Source organism: Aeromonas sp. 95A (assembly GCF_051919235.1).
In the GTDB taxonomy this organism is placed as follows: Bacteria; Pseudomonadota; Gammaproteobacteria; order Enterobacterales; family Aeromonadaceae; genus Aeromonas; species Aeromonas veronii.
The window spans coordinates 3,197,791-3,215,407 of the sequence record NZ_JBQBFC010000001.1; the positions used below are offsets into that span (position 1 = coordinate 3,197,791).

The following is a 17,617-nucleotide window of genomic DNA, read 5'->3' on the forward strand; positions in this document are numbered from 1 at the left end:
ATTTCCTCTTTTATGCCGACCGGTCGCCTCTACCAGCAATTTCAACGACTCGCCCAGCTGCTTGGCTGCGACGAACGGGAGATCAGCCTCGCCGAGGTGGCGGATCTGCTCTGCTGCACCCCACGCAACGCCCGTCTGCTGCTGCGGCGGATGCAGGATCAGGGCTGGCTCAGCTGGTCGGCGGAAGCGGGGCGGGGGCGGCGCTCCCGGCTCACCTTGCTCGACAGTCAGGAGAGCCTGACCCGGCGCCGCTTGCGGGATCTGCTCAGTCAGGGCCAGCTGGCGCAGGCGGTGCGGCTGGCCGAGGATCGCCTCGATCTGCTCACCCCGCTGTTGATCGAACAACTCGGTCAGGCCACCCGCGAGGGGCGCCAGATCCTGCGGGTGCCCTACTACCGGCCGTTGCCGCAGTTGCTGCCCACCGGCCCGATGCGCCGCTCCGAAATTCACCTGAGCCGCCAGATCTTCAACGGCCTCACCCGGCGAAATGAGGAAAATGGGGAAATCGAAGGGGATCTGGCCCACCACTGGGAGTGTCTGGGCCCCTGTCACTGGCGCTTCTATCTGCGCCCGGCGGTGCGTTTTCACCACGGTCGCGAGCTGGTGGTGGAAGATGTGATGGAGAGTCTGCTGGCCCTGCGGGATCGCCCGCTGTTCGCCCATCTGGATCGGCTGGAGAGCCCCTGGCCGCGCACCCTGGATCTCTATCTCGACAGTCCGGATCCCTGGCTGCCCCACCTGCTGGCGGAGCCGGTGGCGACCATTTTGCCGCGGGAGCTCAAGGGGGAGACGGGCTTTGCCCTGCAACCTGTGGGCACCGGCCCTTACCGGGTGGCCGCCAACGATCCCCTGCATCTTTGCCTTGCGGCGTTTGACGACTACTTCGGCCTGCGCGCCCTGCTCGACGAGATCGATATCTGGATGCTGCCTGAACTGGCGGAGCGGCTGGAGACCCACCTGCAGCTGGGGCGCGACAGCCCCGAGCTCGGCACCATGCGCGGCGAATCGGAGCTGGAGTCGGGCTGCTACTTCCTGCTGCAGGACGATCGTTCCGGATCCTTGCAGGATCCCGCGCTGCGCCAGTGGCTGGGCCAACTGCTCAATCCGGTGGCCCTGATGGGGCGGGTCGCCCCCGAGTTGCAACGGGGCTGGACCAGCGCCCTCGGCCTGCTTCCTCACTGGCGCGAAGCGTTGCCCACGCCCTGGCCCACACCGGCGCAGTTGCCGACGACCTTGGTGCTTGCCTGCTTCAACCAGCATCTGGAGTTCAACGAGTGCGCCAACGCCATGAGTAGCCTGCTGGCCGAACAGGGGATCAGGCTCGAGGTGCGCACCCTCGATTACGGTCGCTGGGTGAGCGGCGAGGATGAAGACGTGGATCTCTGGCTCGGCACCCTCAACCTCGAACATGCCGGCCCCTTTGCCCCCTACGCCTGGTTGCAGGGCACCCCGTTGCTGCGCAAGGTGTGGAGCTGTCAGCATGGGTTGTGGCAGGGGTTGATGCAGTGGCGGGCCAGCGGTGAGGAGCCTGGCCCTCGCGCCCTGCTGGCAAGGGTGCAGCAGCAGAGCTGGTTTGTGCCGCTGTTCCACCACTGGCTGGAGCTGGAGAGCCGGGTCGGCGTGCACGGGGTGCGGATGACAGCGCTCGGCTGGTTCGATTTTCGCAGTGCCTGGCTGCGGCCCGAGCCGCCCCATCAGCCCGCAGAGGCGCCATAGTTCGTCCAATTTCTGTCGCGGCTGACGGGCGCTCCGTGGCCGCTTGCGTGAAAGATCCGTAAATCGGCCGCTGCTGCACAGTTTGTGTCACGCCTCTGTGCCATGCTGTTTCAGGTTATGGACAGCAGAGCAAATGAGGAAAACGATGAGCAACAATTCAGACAGTTCCGCAGGAAAATGCCCGGTCATGCACGGGGGAACCACCTCCGTCGAGACGTCCAGAATGGAGTGGTGGCCGAAGAGCCTCAACCTCGACATTCTTCACCAACACGATACCAAGACCAATCCGCTGGGGGCCGGTTTCAACTATCGGGAAGCCTTGAAGGGGCTCGATATGGCGGCCCTCAAGCAGGATGTGACCGCCCTGATGACCGACAGTCAGGAGTGGTGGCCCGCCGACTGGGGCCACTACGGCGGCCTGATGATCCGCATGGCCTGGCACTCGGCCGGGACTTACCGCATCGCCGATGGTCGCGGCGGTGGCGGCAGTGGCAACCAGCGTTTTGCCCCCCTCAACTCCTGGCCGGATAACGCCAACCTCGACAAGGCCCGTCGCCTGCTGTGGCCCATCAAGAAGAAGTACGGCAACAAGATCAGCTGGGCCGATCTGATCATTCTGGCGGGCACCGTGGCCTATGAGTCCATGGGGCTCAAGACCTTCGGCTTCGCCTTTGGCCGCGAGGATATCTGGCATCCGGAGAAGGATATCTACTGGGGATCGGAGAAGGAATGGCTGGCGCCCAGCGGCAAGCCGGGTGGTCGTTACTCCGGCGAGCGGGATCTGGAAAACCCGCTGGCGGCGGTGATGATGGGGCTTATCTACGTCAACCCGGAAGGGGTGGATGGCAAGCCAGATCCACTGAAAACCGCGCAAGATATGCGAGTTACCTTCGCCCGCATGGCGATGGATGATGAAGAGACGGTGGCGCTGACCGCCGGTGGCCACACCGTCGGCAAGGCTCACGGCAACGGCGATGCCAAACAGCTCGGGCCCGAGCCGGAAGGGGCCAACCTCGAGGAGCAGGGGCTCGGCTGGATCAATCACCACAGCCGCGGCATCGGCCGCAACACTGTGACCAGCGGCATCGAAGGGGCCTGGACCACCCACCCGACCCAATGGGACAACGGCTACTTCGATCTGCTGTTCAAGTACGACTGGTGGTTGCAAAAATCTCCGGCGGGGGCCCATCAGTGGGAACCGATCAATATCGCCGAAGAGGATATGCCAGTGGATGTGGAGGACCCGTCGATCCGCTGCAAACCCATGATGACGGATGCCGACATGGCGCTCAAATTCGACCCCGAGTATCGCAAGATTGCCGAGCGCTTCCGCGATGACCCGGCGGCCTTCTCCGACGCCTTTGCCCGCGCCTGGTTCAAGCTGACCCACAGGGATATGGGGCCGAAGAGCCGCTATGTCGGCCCCTATGTGCCGACAGAAGATCTGATCTGGCAGGATCCGGTGCCAGCCGGACGTGCCGATTATGACGTGGCGGCGGTGAAGGCCAGGATCGCCGCCAGCGGCCTCTCTATCAGCGAGCGGGTCACTACCGCCTGGGATAGCGCCCGTACCTTCCGTGGCTCCGACAAGCGGGGCGGTGCCAACGGTGCCCGCATCCGGCTGGCGCCGCAGAAGGATTGGCCGGGCAACGAACCGACGAAGTTGGCAAAGGTGCTGGCGGTCTATGACAAGCTGGCGACCGAGTGTGGCGTCAGCGTCGCGGATCTCATCGTGCTGGGGGGCAACCTCGCCATCGAGCAGGCTGCCCAGGCCGCCGGGGTGACGGTGAGCGTGCCGTTTGCGCCGGGCCGGGGGGATGCCACTCAGGCTCAGACCGATGTGGCCTCGTTCGAGGTGTTGGAACCGCTGGCCGACGGCTTCCGCAACTGGTTGAAGCAGGACTATGTGGTGACGGCGGAGGAGCTGCTGCTGGATCGCGCCCATCTGATGGGGCTCACCGCCTGCGAGATGACGGCGCTGGTCGGCGGGATGCGGGTGCTCGGTACCAACCACGGCGGTACCGGGCACGGGGTCTTTACCGATCGGGTCGGGGTACTCAGCAACGACTTCTTCGTCAACCTGACCGACATGGGCTACCAGTGGCTGCCGAAAGCGAGCAATCTCTACGAGATCCGCGATCGCCGCAGCGGCGTGCTGAAGTGGACGGCCACCCGGGTGGATCTGGTGTTCGGCTCCAACTCGGTGCTGCGCGCCTATGCCGAGGTCTATGCCCAGGATGACAACAAGGAGAAGTTTGTCTGTGACTTCATCACCGCCTGGAACAAGGTGATGAATGCGGATCGCTTCGATCTGTTGGGCTAGTCCCCGAGCCGTTTGGTTATCTGCACCAGCCCCGCACACCCAAGATGTGCGGGGCTTTTTACTGCTCGTTTTTTTGCAGAGCACCAAAACTCGCCGCACTGCGACACCCGCTGGCCGTTCGCGCAGGGTCGTGGGCATCCCTGTGCTTGGGCCAGCAGTATCATGTAACATGCTGATCCGCTGGTGATGCCCGGCGGCCACCCATTGGCCACTGATGTCCCATGAACGGACAAGGACAGAAACAAAGAGACAAGGAGTCAACCCATGCTGGAAATGCAGATCCAACCCCGCTTTCAGGAGACGGATGCCCTCGGCCATATCAACAATACGGTGCCGGCGGTCTGGTTCGAATCGGCGCGGGATCCCCTGTTCCGGATCTTCTCCCCCGATCTGGATGTGCATAACTGGCATCTGATCATCGCGGGCTATACGGTGCAGTTCAAACGGGAGCTGTTCTACGGCCAGCCGGTCACCATCAAGACTGGCGTGCGCCGCATCGGCACCAGTTCCTTTACGGTCTGGCAGGAGGCCTGGCAGGGCGGCGAACTGGCCGTCACCGCCGAAACGACCCTGATCCATTTTGACTACCGGGCCCGCCAATCCCTGCCCCTGAGCGATGCTCACCGGGAAGGGCTGCGGGCCTGGCTGACAGAGAGTTAACCACGGGCCGGATGGCCCATCACAGGAGTGCTATGTACAACTCAATGCGCAACACAGCGATCGCGCTGACCCTGGGATTCTGCTCCCTCCCTTCTCTGGCCGCTTCTCTCGCCGAGCAGTTTACCCTGATGGAGAAGGGGGCCGAGAGCGCCCTCGATACCCGTCAATTCAGCCATGACGGCGTCGATATCAAGGCCTGGATCGATGGCGCCCCCGTCATCATCGCCGTGCCCATCATGAACGAGCTGGGCAAGCTGGAAGGGGAGAGCCGCTACTACTTCAAGGGCGGCAAGCTGTTCGGGGTCAAAGAGCCCGCCGCCCAGTTCGCCTTTGACGACAGCGGCAAGCTGACCCAATGGCTGGACGAGAAGGGGCAGCCCGCCGAGTTCGTCAGCAAGATGAGCATGCAGCAGCGTCAGGAGTGGCTCACCAAGCGGGCCGCCGAGCTGAGCAAGCTGTTTGTGGTGAGCGCGGCCGAACAGAAGGCGGCCAAGGGGGGCGTCAAGCTGAAGGGGGCGGATCTCGCTCACTGGCTCTGCAACGGCAAACTGATGGATCTCGCCCACGGCGACAAGGTGATCTTCGAGCAGGATAAGCTGAAGATTGGCGAGCAGGGGATCGAAGGGGAAGTCTCCCTGCGTCAGGATAAGGGGTGGCAGGAGCTGAGCCTCAAGTGCGAGGTGCAGGGCACTCAGGTGACCCGCCTCACCTGGCAGCCGTTGCCGGGTGCCAACAAGCCGCAATAAGCGCAGTAGCAAGGGGGCCCATCGCGGGCCCCCTTCTCATTCGGCTTGTGGCTCCCCCAGTTTGAGCCGGGTGAGTGCCTCGACCCGGCGCCACTGTCCGGGCTCGAACCAGCGTGCCAGCAGTTCCTGCTGCTGTTCGGCCCGGGTCTCGTTCGGCAGTTGTCTGAGCTCGGCCAGAAAGCTGCTGAGCTGCTCCTCGAACCCTTGCCGGTGCTGCTCCAGCTGGCGCATCCGATCCACCGCCTCTGGCCCTCCCGTCTCCAGCAGCAGGGCCTCCCGTTTGGCCGGGTCCATCTGCGCCAGCCCCTGCAACTCCTTAAGCAGGCGGCTGTTGGCCTCCGCCTCGCGAAACCAGCTAGGCTGCTCCGCCAGCCAGAGATCCAGCTCGCTGGCCAGCTGTGACTTGTCGCTATCCCTTGCCTCTGCCAGTGCCCTGCGGCGCAGGGTCAGCTGCTCCATCAGCCGATCTTCGGCAAACAGCTGCGCTTGCTCGGCCGGGGTAAAGCTCTGCTGGCGCAGCTGCTCCCGCTCGTCAAACAGGATCTGCAGGCTGGCGAGGGTGATCTCGGTGGGCACCGTCAGGCTGCTCTGGGCGGAGACAAAGGTGCGATAGCGCGCCTGCAGGGCATCGGTGGCCTCCTGCTCGGGATCGTGTGGTTGGCTCAAGGCGTGCTGGTTGGCTTGAGCGGGGGATGAGTCTGCCGTCGGTGCCGTGGGCCAGAGCAACACCCCGCCAAGCAGCAGGGTGATGGCGCAGGGTACGACGAGCAGGGTGGCTATCTTCATAGTCCCAGCTCCTTGAGACGGTTGGCATGCTGGCGATAGAGGGTGACCGGATCGGTCTCGAACAGATGGTGGATGCCGAAGGACTGGTTCACTTCGTCCAGATGGTTCATCCGGTAGTCGGTGCCGATCACCTTGCCGAGGTGGCTGCTGCAGACCCCGACCAGTCCGTCATTGGGCTCCTTGAAGAAGGCGCCGGTCAGCGCCAGCGCGGGATCCACCGGATCCAGCAGATTGGTCAGGTTGCCGCGCCCGCTCCAGGAGAAGTAGTAGACGCCGTTGCTGGCCTGCATCGGCCCCTCACCGCAATAGCGGCTGGGCAGCCCCTCCGGGTAGCGCTGGTTGAACTGGCTGGCTCCCTTGCTGGTGAGGGCATCGAGGGCGGCGACCGGATCTTGCGGCAGTTGGCTCCCGCCCGAGAGCAGTGAAATCATGCCGGAGAGGGCGTGGGCCGCGGCGGCAGCCAGCTTCTCGGCGGCGCTGCCGGGGGCGGCATTGGCCCGCACCAGATCGGCAATCTCGGAGCCGTAGTTGACCCCGCCGACGCTGGTGGCGGAGGCAACCAGATCGGGCGCCACCGAGGCGACATAGCGGATGGTGGGGCCGCCGTGGGAGTGGCCGATCAGGTTGACCTTCTCGGCGCCGGTGGCTGCCAGCAGCAGCTCAATCTGGGCGAGCAGCTGCTCGCCCCGTTGCTCCGAACTGGCGGTGGCCGACACTTGGGCCACGTAAACTTTGGCACCATCCCGGCTCAGGGCCTGGGGAATGCCGTAGAAGTAATCGACCCCGAGCAGCTTGTCGAAGCCGAACAGGCCGTGCACCAGCACTATAGGGTAGCGGGTCTGGGTGTATCCGCTGGCGTGTGCCAGCATGGGCAGGGTGCATAGCAGCACCAGAAGCCATCTCTTCATCATCAGCATCCTTGTTGATTCGTGAGGAACAGATTGTGTGGCGTACTCCATGTTCGCCGGTGCCAGTATGGTGGCTGCTGACGGGAGAGGCTGTGAGGGGGATCGCAACTCGGGATTCAAAAGGGATTCGTGGTGCGGGCGGGGAAGCTGAGCTCCCCGCCCTGCGGCTTATTGCCACGCCACCAGGTGATACTGCTTCTTGCCCCGGCGCAGCAGCAGGTAGCGGCCAAACAGCCGATCAGTGGCACTCAGCTGATCATCCTGCTTGAGCACGCCATTGAGGCTGATGGCGCCTGCCGCCAGCAGTTCGCGGGCGATGCGCCTGGAGTTAGCCAGACCGCAGCTGACCAGCAGGCTGACCAGATCCGTCTCGCCGCTGACGGTGCTGCTCGGCATGCCATCCTGCGCCAGCTGGGCCAGATCGCTCTCGCCGAGGCGGGCCACATCGCCGCTAAACAGCAGCTCGCTGATGCGCTGCACCGCTGCCAGCGCCGCCTTGCCGTGTACCAGCTCGGTCAGCTCGTTCGCCAACACCTGCTGGGCCTGCTTGCGCCCCTGCCGCTTCGCGTCTTCCGCCTCCAGTGCATCAATCTCGCTCAGCGACATAAAGCTGTAGTAGCGCAGGAAGCGGTAGACATCCTCATCCGCGGTGCCGAGCCAGAACTGGTAGAAGGCGTAAGGGGAGGTGAGCGCCGGATCGAGCCAGACCGCGCCACCCTCGGTCTTGCCGAACTTGGTGCCGTCTGCCTTGGTGATGAGGGGCAGGGTCATGCCGTGCACCTGCGCCTGATGGAGGCGACGGGTGAGATCCATGCCGCTGGTGATATTGCCCCACTGGTCGTTGCCGCCAATTTGCAGGGTGCAGCCGAGCCGCTGGTGCAGCACTGCAAAATCATAGGATTGCAGCAGAGCGTAAGAGAACTCGGTGAACGAGATGCCCTGATCCGGACGGGCCAGCCGCTGGCGCACCGATTCCCGCGCCAGCATGGCATTGACCGAGAAGTGCTTGCCGATATCCCGCAGAAAATCGAGGGCGGACATCTGCCCCATCCAGTCGCCATTGTTGACCAGTTGCGGGGCCGACAGGCCATCATCGGCGGGCAGCAGCGCCCTGATTTGGGCCGACAGGCTGGCGACCCAACCCTGCACGGTATCGGCACTGTTGAGGCTGCGCTCGGTCGCCTTGAAGCTGGGATCGCCGATAAGGCCGGTTGCCCCGCCCACCAGTGCCACCGGGGTGTGGCCCGCCAACTGGAAGCGGCGCAGCATCAAGAGCGGCACCAGATGACCGATATGCAGGCTGCCGGCGGTGGGATCGAACCCGCAATAGACGGTGCGCGGGTTGGCAAGATGATCGGCCAAGGCCGCCGGGTCGGAATTCTGGGCCACAAGGCCGCGCTCGGTCAGTTCATCGAGCAGGTGGGGGTTGATCATGTGTGCTCCAACAACAGGGGAAAAGCCGTCATCCTCGCCGTTCTGGCCGGTGGCGGATATGTCCCCTGAGGGACAGTTTTGCCACTCTCGTGCTAGCATTCAGCCATAGCGGGGAATCGCTCCCCGTCACCGGAAACGTGCCACCATGACCCAGCCATTCACCACAGATGCCTTGACCCGCAGCATGACCGAGGTGGTCGATGCCCTGCACAGCAGCGCCTTTCCGGCGGCGCTGGTGCGGCTGATCCAGCAACAGGTGGCGTTTGATTGCGCCCTGCTGCTCGGGGTGGGGCAGCGCCCCGTCTACCTCTACGACAACCTCAATCATCAGCGGGCTCTGTTGTTTGACCGCTACCTCACCAGCCACTTCAGTCAGGATCCCTTTATGCAGGCGCTGGAGCAGGGCTTGCCTGCCGGCGTCTGGACCCTGGCGCAGGTCTCCCAAGGGCGGCTCGATCCCGAATATCGCCACCACTTCTATCAGGCCACCGGCTGGCAGGAGGAGGTGGGGCTGATCCTGCCGGTGCGGGATGGGCTGACGCTGATGCTGTTTCTGGGGCGACTCGACAAGCGCAGTACCCTCAGCCGTGACGAGCTGGCGAGGCTGGAGCAGCTGTTCCCGCTGGTGCATTCGCTCTGTCGTCAGCAGTGGCGGCAGAGCCAGCCGCTGTTGGCCCAGAGCACTGCGCTGCCAGACAGCGCCAGCCTCCGGAGTGCGGTGGAGCAGGCGATGGCGAGTGTCGGGGGGGATCTGCTCACCCGGCGCGAGCGGCAGGTGGCGGAGTTGCTGCTGCAGGGGCTGGATACGGAGGCGATTGCCGCGGAGCTCGGGATTGGCAGCGGCACGGTGAAGAATCACCGTAAGCATCTCTATGGCAAACTGCGGCTCGGCTCGCGGGCCGAGCTGTTCAATCTCTTTCTGAACCACCTCATTACGGCACCGATGGAGGCATCCCCCGTTTCATCGGCGGGAGATACAACGAGCCCGCCATAGGGCGGGCCGGGGTTACTCTAGGCGCGGGATGGTGGGAGTGGTTTCGGGCAGGATACTGAGCAACTGGTAGCGCTTCACCAGCTGCTTGTATTCATCCCCCTGTCTGACCTTGTCCAGCGCCTGTTGCAGGCGGGCAACCTGCTGCTTGTCTGCCCTCAGGTTGAAGGCGAAGCAGTTGTCCTGCTCTTCAAGAATCGCGACGGTGACAAAATCCTCGCTGGGGAAACCCAGCTCCTTGGCCTGATGGCGCAACATCACCTCGTTGCCCGCCACCAGATCGGTGCGTGCCATGATCAGCTGGCGCACCACCTGCTCCATACGCTCCACCGACATCATATTGCCCGGGCTGATCCCGCGGTTGAGCAGCAACTGCTCCCCGACATCCGCCTGCATCACACCGATCTGCAGCTTGGCGAGATCCGCTTTGCTGGCTATTTTGGGGGCATCCTGCTTGCGGCCAACCAGCGCGACCCTGGAGTGGCTGATGGGGCAGACCCAGAGGAAGTGGGGATCCCGCTCCTTGGTATGTGCCGTGGTAAAGAGCACGGCCTCTTGCTGCTGGGTCAGCAGATACCAGCCGCGGGCCCAGGGCAGAAAGTGGATGGGTTGCTCCGGCTCTCCCATTTCACGCCACATCAGGCGCAGCAACTCGACCGCCAACCCCACAGGCTGACCATTTTTATCCTGGCCATTGAGCGGCATGTTCTGTTCCGAATAGTAGATAAGTGCCGGAGCCGGGAGCGCGATAAACAGGGCGAGAGAAGCGAGAGCAGGGAGTAGACGACGCATGATGCACTCCTTGTGCGGGTAGTTACCTAACAGTCTATGTGGCCTTTTCCATAACGTCATGATCCGGTAGCGGGATAAAAAACAGGCCACCTTGCGGTGGCCTGTCGGTTTATTTCAGCAGGGCTTCCATCTCCGCCTCTGCCTTGGCGCGAGCCTTGGCCTCCGCCGCTCTGGCGGCATCGGCAATGCTCTCTCCGGCCGTATGGGAGGCAGCGCTGACGGCCTGTTTGGCCGTAGCGGCAACGGCTTTGGTCGCTTCTTGTGTCACGGTAGCTGTGGCACTGCTGACGGCCTGTTTGGCCGGAGCGGCAACAGCCTTGGTTGCTTCTTGCGTCACGGTCGCGGCGGCACTGCTGACTGCCTGTTTGGCCGGAGCGACAACGGCTTTGGTGGCTTCCTGTGTCACGGCCGCCGCGGCACTGCTGACGGCCTGCTTGGCCGGAGCAGTAACAGCCTTGGTGGCTTCTTGCGTCGCGGTCGCAGCGGCGCTGCTGACGGTTTGCTTGGCTGGATCGGCAACGGCCTTGGTGGCTTCTTGGGTCATGGTCGCAGCAGCGCTGCTGACTGCTTGCTTGGCAGGAGCGGCAACGGCTTTGGTGGCTTCTTGCGTCGCGGTCGCTGCGGCGCTGCTGACGGCTTGCTTGGCAGGAGTGGCAACAGCCTTGGTCGCTTCTTGCGTTGCGGTCGCAGCGGTGCTGCTCACCGCCTGTTTGGCGGGTGCAGTGACTGCGGTGGTTGCAGTGCGGGTAAGTGCGGTCGTGCTTTGGCTCACCGCTTGAGTTGTCTGTCCTGTGACGTTGGCGGCTGCGCCGCTGATGGCCTGGCTGGCGCTGTTGGTCAGCGAGCCGGTGACGCCGCGGGTCACTGTGCCCAGAGCGCTGCCAAGGGAGAAGGGGGAGGCGCCACTCTGACTGGTCGCCGCCCCAGTCAGGGCATTGGTAGTCGGGGTGAGCTGGCTGGTGGGGGTCTGCCAGCCCTGCATGGCGGTTGGCCAGGTCGGTGCCGTGCCCGCCAGATTTTCGCCGAAGGTCAGGGTGGTGCCATCCCCTTTTTGCAGCAATACCGACATCTGGTTGGTTTGCGAGTTCCACACCATCCCCGCCTGCTTGGCGATATCCGGCACGGGCGCATACTCGGAGACCACATAGAAAAGCGGCCCCTCCTGCTGTAACTTGTCGGCAGTCTTGAGCAACTGCATGGTGCTGTCGTAATTGGGGCCAAGGATGGCGGTCATCCGATCCTTGATCAGGGGTTGTTCGAACAGATTGACCTCGTTCGGGTCAAAGCCGACCAGCGGCTTGAGCAGGGCCCACATCAGTTGGCTGGTGGGGCTCATCATCAGCAATGGGGCAACGCAGGCGGACAACATCAGGCTCAGGCAGGCCGCCTGAAGCAACGGCATGATACGCATTGGGATAATATCCAAATAACGATTTGATAAATAAGGTTATATTTTGTCAGGACGTGACAAATTCACCGGAAGTTTGCGCGTGGCAGCGAGAGACTGCCCGCAGGCGCTGGCAGGCTACCATATTGGTTCCACAATGCCAGCAGGCAGTATGATTGTCAGTCAAGTAAACCCCGGGGCTGGTCGATTCTTCGAGAGTGCCCCCCATCGCAACAGGATCCCTCTCATGAAAAATGTACTGCTCTGCCTGCTGGCCTCCCTCTGGCTCGCCCCCGCTCTGGCCGCGTCCAAAACCACTGTGGTGGGCGAGTCTGCCAGTCCCGAGCTGGTGTTGCCGCTGGGCTCATTGCCCGAGCGGGTTTGCTGGTTTGCGGATCAGAAATATTCCGAAGGGGCCCGCATTCTGCAGGGCGATATCTGGCTGGAGTGCGGCCCGCAGAACGACCTCGAGAGCAATGGCGCGCTGGCCTGGCGCTCTCCTGCGGTGGTGTTGCCTGCCACCCGGGAGGCAAAAGATCAGAAGACGATTTCCGTGGGTCAGTGAGGCTTTTCTTGATCCAGCTAAAGACATGGACGTGATCCCTGTCGCATAATGCAGCTCCTTTCTTCTCTTGGCTGGAACCTAAGAAATGGCTCGTCGCTCTTCCAATGCACAACGTCGTCGCAGTAGCTGGTGGTACAAACGCTTGTTGGCAAGGGAGCGCGAAGAGCGCGAAGCGCGTTCCGTAAGGGATTGATACTGCATTAAAAAACGGAGCCTCTGGCTCCGTTTTTGCGTTTGTTACTCTTAGCAGAATAACAACGGGGGCCATCAGGCCCCCGTTTTGTTTTTGCAGATGTTGCCTGCTTGCGGCTTAGCGCTGCAAGGCGGCCAGTGCCAGTTCGACCCGTTTGGCATACTCGGGGTCGGCTTGCTCGAAGTGTTTGAGCTGGGCTGCGACGATGGCGTCATCTTCCACATTGATAAGGGAGCGGGCCAGGTTGGCGGCGAGCCGCGAGCGCTGCCCCTCGTCCATGATGCGGAACAGGTTACCCGGCTGGCTGTAGTAGTCGCTGTCGTAGTCACGGAAGTCGTAGTGCAGGGCGGCCCCTTCCAGACTCAGCGCCGGTTCGTGCTGTTCGCTCGGCTGCTGGGTACCGAAACGGTTCGGCTGATAGTTGGGGCTGGCGCCGCCATTGCTGTCCGCCCGCATGGCACCGTCACGATGGGCGCCGTGATGGAACGGGCAGCGCGGGGCGTTGACCGGCAGCAGACCGTGGTTGACGCCTAGGCGATAGCGCTGGGTGTCGCCGTAGGAGAAGAGTCGCCCTTGCAACATGCGGTCCGGCGAGAAGCCGATACCGGGCACCACGTTGGCCGGGGTAAAGGCGGCCTGCTCCACATGGGCGAAGTAGTTGTCCGGGTTCTGGTTGAGCTCCAGCACGCCCACCGGGATCAGCGGGTAGTCGCTGTGCGGCCACACCTTGGTCAGGTCGAACGGATGGATGTTGTAAGTCTGGGCTTCGGCCTCCGGCATCACCTGCACATAGACCTTCCAGCGCGGGAAGTCGCCCCGCTCGATGGCATTGAACAGATCCGCCTGACTGGTCTCCCGATCCTGCCCGACGGCGGTGGCGGCCTCTTCATCGGTGTAGAAGCTGTGGCCCTGCTCGGTCTTGAAGTGGAACTTGACCCAGAAGCGCTCGTTGGCGTCGTTGATAAAGCTGAAGGTGTGGCTGCCGTAGCCGTTCATCTCCCTCAAGCTCTTGGGAATGCCGCGATCGCTGAACAGTATGGTGACTTGATGCAGGGATTCCGGATGGCGTGACCAGAAGTCCCAGGCGGCAGTGGCGCTGCGCAGGTTGGTGCGCGGATCCCGCTTCTGGGTGTGGATGAAGTCAGGGAATTTCAGCGGATCGCGGATGAAAAAGACCGGGGTGTTGTTACCCACCAGATCCCAGTTGCCCTGCTCGGTATAGAACTTGAGGGCGAAGCCGCGCACATCGCGTTCGGCATCGGCGGCGCCCTTCTCACCGGCCACGGTGGAGAAGCGCAGGAATACAGGCGTCTGCTTGCCGATAGCGCTGAACAGATCGGCCTTGCTGAACTGGCTGATGTCGTGGGTCACGGTAAAGGTGCCGTAGGCACCCGAGCCCTTAGCGTGAACCACCCGCTCGGGAATGCGCTCGCGGTCGAAGTGGGCGAGTTTCTCCATCAACCAGATATCTTGCATCAGGATGGGGCCGCGCGGACCGGCGGTGAGGCTGTTGTTGTTGTCGACGACGGGGGCGCCGTTGGCGCTGTGCAGGGTCTTGTCAGTCATGGCTTCTCTCCTTGTTGATATGGGGCCAGCCTACGGATCTGCGCAGTGATGGGCCAATGGGCCTTTCCTCGCCCTTTGATAGGCAAGACAAATGGGTGCGGGTAGGGGATGTGTAACCGCGCTGGATATTGCATGATGGAGGTTTCGAGAAGGAGCCTCATATGCAGATTACTATCCGTCATGCCGAACCCGCCGATGCCCCCGCCTTGCGGGATCTCTATTCCATGCCCAATGCTCAGGCGGGCACTCTGCACCTGCCCACACCTCCCCTTAGCCAGTGGCAGAAGCGGTTGGAGAGCGACAGCGTGGTGGCACTGGTCGCCGACGTTGACGGCCTGCTGGTAGGCCAGCTATCGCTGCTGGTTGAGCCCAATCCGAGACGCAAGCATGTGGCCGGTATCGGCATGGGAGTGCGGGATGACTGGGCTGGCAAGGGGGTTGGCTCTGCCCTGATGGCCGCGGCGCTGGATCTGGCCGATAACTGGCTCAACCTGCATCGGATTGAGCTGACCGTCTATACCGACAATGAGGCCGCACAGGCGCTCTATCGCAAGTTCGGCTTTGTGGAGGAGGGGCGGGCCCGCGATTATGCCTTCCGCCAGGGGCGCTATGTGGATGTGTTCTATATGGCCAGAGTCGCGGGGGGCGCCAGTCGCTAACGGTATGGTCGATTATCAGGCCAGATTGCGCCCGGTGATCCGGGCGCTGGAGCATAATCCCGAGCTCTGTCTCAGCGAGGCGGCCAGCCTCGCCTCACTCTCCAGCTATCACTTTCATCGGGTTTTTACCGCCGTCACCGGTGAAACCCCGGCCGAGATGCAGCGTCGCTTGCGGTTGGAGCGGGCTGCTCGCTCTCTCTGCTACAGTCGCGACCCGATCACCGAGATTGCCTTCTCGGCCGGTTTTGCCAGCTCACAGGCCTTTGCCAAGGCGTTTCGCAAGCAGTTTGCCATGGCGCCGGGGATGTTGCGCCGCCAGCCGTCACTCTTGCAACTGAGCAAGAATGGACACGCGGCTGCCCGGGTCTCTGATTATGCTGAAGGCCGTTCCAGTGAAAGGAGGCTACAGATGAAAACCGAACAGATGGCTGCACGCACTCTGGCCTATATCCGGGTCACCGGCCCTTACGGCGCAGGCTATGAGCCGGTGTGTGACCAGCTCTATCAGTGGGCTGCCGGGTTGGGTTTGGCCGAAGGGGAGTGGATCTTCATCTACCACGACAACCCCGAAGTGACGGCTCCCCAGCAGTGTCGCACCGATATCTGCGTCACCGTGCCGGCGGGTACCAGGGGAAGTGGCAATGTGGAGATCCAGCAGCTGGCGGGTGGCCGCTATGGCCTGTCACGCATGACGGTAACCGATCCGGCCCAGTACCCCGCACTCTGGCAGCAACATATTGGCGAGGTGGTGGCGGCCGGTTGGGAATTTGACGATCGCCCCTGCTTCGAGCTCTATCACAGCTTCGATCCGGTGACCAAGGTGGCCGATGTGAGCTTCTGCTCCAGTCTGAAGGGCTAGCCAAAAACCAGCGGGATCATGCAGCAACGAGAGAGCCGGACAGTGTCCGGCTCTTTTGCATCTGGCGGTTGGGCGGCGGTTAGCGCTGGAACCCCTTCTGGGCGAACTTGGGACGGGCGTTCATGATCTGCTCCACCTGCTCGTCGCTCATCTTGCCGCGCGACAGTCCCAGCACCTTGTAGGTGAGCAGCGGTCGGGCGGGCAGGGCGATCATCAGGGCGCGGATCTGGTTCTCGTCCTCTTTCTCGCGCGTCGGTTTGCCGTAGGCGTAAGTGAGGACGCCGGCATCCATCAGGTTTTTGACGGCGGGCTCGGTGATCGGCAAGTTTATGACGCTTTTACGCTGCAGCACGAACTCGCGCAGCACCGCCTTCTCGTTGAAGTCGAGGAAGCCGATCATCTGGGCCAGCTGGTCCTGCTGACGGCGCGCCTGCCACTCTTCGCACGCCCACTCCCAGGCGATCAGGAAGCCCTGACTGCAGAAGTAGGAGATGGCGATCAGCATGCCGACTCCCAGCCAGGCCGCATGATCCGCAGCCCACTGGCTGACGGCCCCTTTCATCAGCCCGGCCGGAAACAGCAGAATGATGCTGCAGCAGAGCAACAACCAGACCATCAGCCAATTGAGGCGGTTCAGTTGATAGAAATGTTGGATCCACCGTTTCATTGTTCATCCTTCCCAAACTGTTGTGGATAGTGAACTACCTACAGCAATCAGTGTGCCAACAGCGCACTGGCGGCGGGGAGGGGGCGTTGGCGAGGTTACATTCCCTTACAACTTATTGAATGAGTTGTCATTAATTTGCCTTGTGAGGCGGCGGTCGAGTTGCTAAAACGTCCCCTCAGTCATTGGGGAGTAGCAACCCGCCCGCATTCCGGGCCGGGCCCATGTCAACACTCTTGGATCCTCGTATCCATGGCATGGGCGGCGATAGGCACTATCGCTCTGCAAGACCTTTGGCCTCGATATGCACGCCAGCCGGGCGAGCCATGTCGGGTCCATCGGTTATTCTGCTCGCCTGGCGGTATCTATTATGTTGATTAACCTGCTGTTATTTCTCGTCTCTGCGGTCACCATCTACCTTGCCTGCGAATATTTCGTCAATGGCATCGAGTGGACCGGCCACCACTTCAAACTCTCCCAAAGTGCCACAGGCTCGCTGTTGGCAGCGCTAGGCACGGCACTGCCCGAGTGCATCGTGACCCTTACCGCCCTGTTGATGGGCAACACGACCGCCCAGCAGGAGATCGGCATTGGCGCCGCCCTCGGCGGGCCGCTGGTGCTGGCGACCATCGGCTATGGGTCGGTCGGCCTCACCCTGCTGCTTTGCATGGGGCGTACCGAGCGCGCCATCGACGGCGGGGTGCAACGGGAGATTGGCCGGGATCAGCGCTGGTTTATGGGCATCTTTCTGGTGGCAACCGCGCTGGGGCTGGTCGCCTTCACCGGCAAGAGCTGGCTGGCCCCGCTCTTCCTGATGGTCTACCTCGTCTATGTAAGGCGCGAGCTGAAACAGAGTGACAGCCACGAAGTCGAATTGCCGGAGCCCCTCAAGCTGGCCCCAGATGCGGTGATCCCGCCCGTTGGCAAGGTGCTGTTGCAGACGCTGGCTGCGCTGGTAGTGGTGGCGCTGGCGGCCCAGCTGTTTGTCCATCAGCTGGAGAGCATGGGCGAGCTGTTTGGTCTCTCGCCGGTGCTGGCTGCCCTGCTGCTGAGTCCGGTGGCGACCGAGATGCCGGAGCTGATGAACGTGCTGATCTGGGTGCGGCAGGGCAAGAACCGGTTGGCGCTGGCCAATATCTCCGGGGCCATGATGATCCAGGGCACTATCCCCAAGGCGTTCTGCTTGCTCTTTACCCCCTGGTTGCTGGATGGCGCCATGATGGCCTCCTCGCTGGTGACGCTGTTGGCGGTGGGGGTGCTCTGGTGGGGGTTCAGAAAGGGAACCATGACCGCCGAGCGGCTGGGGCTGGTCGGTCTGCTCTATCTCGGTTTTTGCGGCTGGTTGCTGGTGAGCTGAAGCGGGAAGCG

The 17,617-nt window shown here is 62.8% G+C and carries 16 protein-coding genes and 1 riboswitch; of the genes, 9 read left to right on the forward strand and 7 right to left on the reverse strand.

What is annotated here, in order from left to right; genetic code table 11:
• Positions 1-12: 12 nt before the first annotated feature.
• The 4 genes from sgrR (at position 13) to ACTG2U_RS14545 (ending at position 5,445) form a co-directional block, all read left to right on the forward strand.
• The gene (sgrR, locus tag ACTG2U_RS14530) at positions 13-1,716 is read left to right on the forward strand and encodes an HTH-type transcriptional regulator SgrR (RefSeq protein WP_194495681.1); all 1,704 of its coding nucleotides are present in this window, start codon (positions 13-15) and stop codon (positions 1,714-1,716) included.
• Positions 1,717-1,861: 145 nt separating this feature from the next.
• Positions 1,862-4,039, forward strand: coding sequence for a catalase/peroxidase HPI (gene katG / locus ACTG2U_RS14535; RefSeq protein ID WP_194495680.1), 2,178 nt, complete (start codon positions 1,862-1,864; stop codon positions 4,037-4,039).
• A 264-nt stretch (positions 4,040-4,303) separates the two neighbouring features.
• Positions 4,304-4,699 (forward strand): acyl-CoA thioesterase, encoded by a 396-nt coding sequence (locus tag ACTG2U_RS14540; RefSeq protein ID WP_005336457.1) that lies wholly within the window; start codon positions 4,304-4,306, stop codon positions 4,697-4,699.
• Between the two features lie 44 nt (positions 4,700-4,743).
• A complete protein-coding gene (locus tag ACTG2U_RS14545) occupies positions 4,744-5,445 on the forward strand; it encodes a hypothetical protein (RefSeq protein ID WP_042655738.1) in 702 nt (233 codons plus the stop codon).
• A 36-nt stretch (positions 5,446-5,481) separates the two neighbouring features.
• On the opposite strand, the gene ACTG2U_RS14550 is transcribed toward ACTG2U_RS14545, so the two are convergent.
• The 3 genes from ACTG2U_RS14550 to tyrS all read right to left on the reverse strand — a co-directional run bounded on the left by ACTG2U_RS14550 (position 5,482) and on the right by tyrS (position 8,573).
• A complete protein-coding gene (locus ACTG2U_RS14550) occupies positions 5,482-6,231 on the reverse strand; it encodes a lipase secretion chaperone (protein WP_439974659.1) in 750 nt (249 codons plus the stop codon).
• Positions 6,228-7,139: a lipase family alpha/beta hydrolase gene (locus ACTG2U_RS14555; RefSeq protein WP_439974660.1), complete on the reverse strand. Its 912-nt coding sequence runs from the start codon at positions 7,137-7,139 to the stop codon at positions 6,228-6,230. Before ACTG2U_RS14555 ends, ACTG2U_RS14550 begins: the two co-directional genes overlap by 4 nt.
• A 168-nt stretch (positions 7,140-7,307) precedes the next feature.
• Positions 7,308-8,573 (reverse strand): tyrosine--tRNA ligase, encoded by a 1,266-nt coding sequence (gene tyrS, locus ACTG2U_RS14560; protein ID WP_439974661.1) that lies wholly within the window; start codon positions 8,571-8,573, stop codon positions 7,308-7,310.
• Between the two features lie 145 nt (positions 8,574-8,718).
• On the opposite strand from tyrS, the gene ACTG2U_RS14565 reads away from it, so the two are divergent.
• Entirely contained in the window at positions 8,719-9,567 is an 849-nt protein-coding gene (locus ACTG2U_RS14565) for a response regulator transcription factor (RefSeq protein ID WP_439974662.1), read from the forward strand.
• Between the two features lie 12 nt (positions 9,568-9,579).
• Here the strand turns inward: ACTG2U_RS14565 and ACTG2U_RS14570 are convergent, their stop codons facing one another.
• Both ACTG2U_RS14570 and ACTG2U_RS14575 read right to left on the reverse strand, forming a co-directional pair.
• Entirely contained in the window at positions 9,580-10,356 is a 777-nt protein-coding gene (locus ACTG2U_RS14570) for a substrate-binding periplasmic protein (RefSeq protein WP_439974663.1), read from the reverse strand.
• A gap of 109 nt (positions 10,357-10,465) precedes the next feature.
• The gene (locus ACTG2U_RS14575) at positions 10,466-11,767 is read right to left on the reverse strand and encodes a hypothetical protein (protein WP_439974664.1); all 1,302 of its coding nucleotides are present in this window, start codon (positions 11,765-11,767) and stop codon (positions 10,466-10,468) included.
• A gap of 223 nt (positions 11,768-11,990) precedes the next feature.
• Between ACTG2U_RS14575 and ACTG2U_RS14580 the strand changes: the two genes are divergently transcribed.
• A complete protein-coding gene (locus ACTG2U_RS14580; RefSeq protein ID WP_374884825.1) occupies positions 11,991-12,308 on the forward strand; it encodes a DUF1496 domain-containing protein in 318 nt (105 codons plus the stop codon).
• Between the two features lie 310 nt (positions 12,309-12,618).
• Here ACTG2U_RS14580 and ACTG2U_RS14585 read toward each other — a convergent pair whose 3' ends face one another.
• Positions 12,619-14,067 (reverse strand): catalase, encoded by a 1,449-nt coding sequence (locus ACTG2U_RS14585; protein ID WP_005355226.1) that lies wholly within the window; start codon positions 14,065-14,067, stop codon positions 12,619-12,621.
• Between the two features lie 161 nt (positions 14,068-14,228).
• Here ACTG2U_RS14585 and ACTG2U_RS14590 point away from each other — a divergent pair, with 161 nt between their 5' ends.
• On the forward strand, positions 14,229-14,726 hold the full coding sequence (locus tag ACTG2U_RS14590; RefSeq protein ID WP_111899788.1) for a GNAT family N-acetyltransferase: 498 nt from the start codon (positions 14,229-14,231) through the stop codon (positions 14,724-14,726).
• 4 nt (positions 14,727-14,730) lie between these two features.
• Entirely contained in the window at positions 14,731-15,585 is an 855-nt protein-coding gene (locus ACTG2U_RS14595) for an AraC family transcriptional regulator (protein WP_111899789.1), read from the forward strand.
• Between the two features lie 79 nt (positions 15,586-15,664).
• Here ACTG2U_RS14595 and ACTG2U_RS14600 read toward each other — a convergent pair whose 3' ends face one another.
• The gene (locus ACTG2U_RS14600) at positions 15,665-16,252 is read right to left on the reverse strand and encodes a superinfection exclusion B family protein (RefSeq protein ID WP_042053457.1); all 588 of its coding nucleotides are present in this window, start codon (positions 16,250-16,252) and stop codon (positions 15,665-15,667) included.
• 172 nt (positions 16,253-16,424) lie between these two features.
• A riboswitch (yybP-ykoY riboswitch) is annotated at positions 16,425-16,532 on the forward strand.
• Positions 16,533-16,619: 87 nt separating this feature from the next.
• Between ACTG2U_RS14600 and ACTG2U_RS14605 the strand changes: the two genes are divergently transcribed.
• The gene (locus ACTG2U_RS14605; protein WP_429011613.1) at positions 16,620-17,606 is read left to right on the forward strand and encodes a sodium:calcium antiporter; all 987 of its coding nucleotides are present in this window, start codon (positions 16,620-16,622) and stop codon (positions 17,604-17,606) included.
• Positions 17,607-17,617 lie beyond the last annotated feature (11 nt).

Bases quoted from the DNA above. Each gene is read 5' to 3' on its own strand.
- sgrR (WP_194495681.1), top strand. From the start codon at position 13: ATGCCGACCGGTCGCCTCTACCAGCAATTTCAACGACTCGCCCAGCTG.
- katG (WP_194495680.1), top strand. From the start codon at position 1,862: ATGAGCAACAATTCAGACAGTTCCGCAGGAAAATGCCCGGTCATGCAC.
- ACTG2U_RS14540 (WP_005336457.1), top strand. From the start codon at position 4,304: ATGCTGGAAATGCAGATCCAACCCCGCTTTCAGGAGACGGATGCCCTC.
- ACTG2U_RS14545 (WP_042655738.1), top strand. From the start codon at position 4,744: ATGCGCAACACAGCGATCGCGCTGACCCTGGGATTCTGCTCCCTCCCT.
- ACTG2U_RS14550 (WP_439974659.1), bottom strand. From the start codon at position 6,231: ATGAAGATAGCCACCCTGCTCGTCGTACCCTGCGCCATCACCCTGCTG.
- ACTG2U_RS14555 (WP_439974660.1), bottom strand. From the start codon at position 7,139: ATGAAGAGATGGCTTCTGGTGCTGCTATGCACCCTGCCCATGCTGGCA.
- tyrS (WP_439974661.1), bottom strand. From the start codon at position 8,573: ATGATCAACCCCCACCTGCTCGATGAACTGACCGAGCGCGGCCTTGTG.
- ACTG2U_RS14565 (WP_439974662.1), top strand. From the start codon at position 8,719: ATGACCCAGCCATTCACCACAGATGCCTTGACCCGCAGCATGACCGAG.
- ACTG2U_RS14570 (WP_439974663.1), bottom strand. From the start codon at position 10,356: ATGCGTCGTCTACTCCCTGCTCTCGCTTCTCTCGCCCTGTTTATCGCG.
- ACTG2U_RS14575 (WP_439974664.1), bottom strand. From the start codon at position 11,767: ATGCGTATCATGCCGTTGCTTCAGGCGGCCTGCCTGAGCCTGATGTTG.
- ACTG2U_RS14580 (WP_374884825.1), top strand. From the start codon at position 11,991: ATGAAAAATGTACTGCTCTGCCTGCTGGCCTCCCTCTGGCTCGCCCCC.
- ACTG2U_RS14585 (WP_005355226.1), bottom strand. From the start codon at position 14,067: ATGACTGACAAGACCCTGCACAGCGCCAACGGCGCCCCCGTCGTCGAC.
- ACTG2U_RS14590 (WP_111899788.1), top strand. From the start codon at position 14,229: ATGCAGATTACTATCCGTCATGCCGAACCCGCCGATGCCCCCGCCTTG.
- ACTG2U_RS14595 (WP_111899789.1), top strand. From the start codon at position 14,731: ATGGTCGATTATCAGGCCAGATTGCGCCCGGTGATCCGGGCGCTGGAG.
- ACTG2U_RS14600 (WP_042053457.1), bottom strand. From the start codon at position 16,252: ATGAAACGGTGGATCCAACATTTCTATCAACTGAACCGCCTCAATTGG.
- ACTG2U_RS14605 (WP_429011613.1), top strand. From the start codon at position 16,620: ATGTTGATTAACCTGCTGTTATTTCTCGTCTCTGCGGTCACCATCTAC.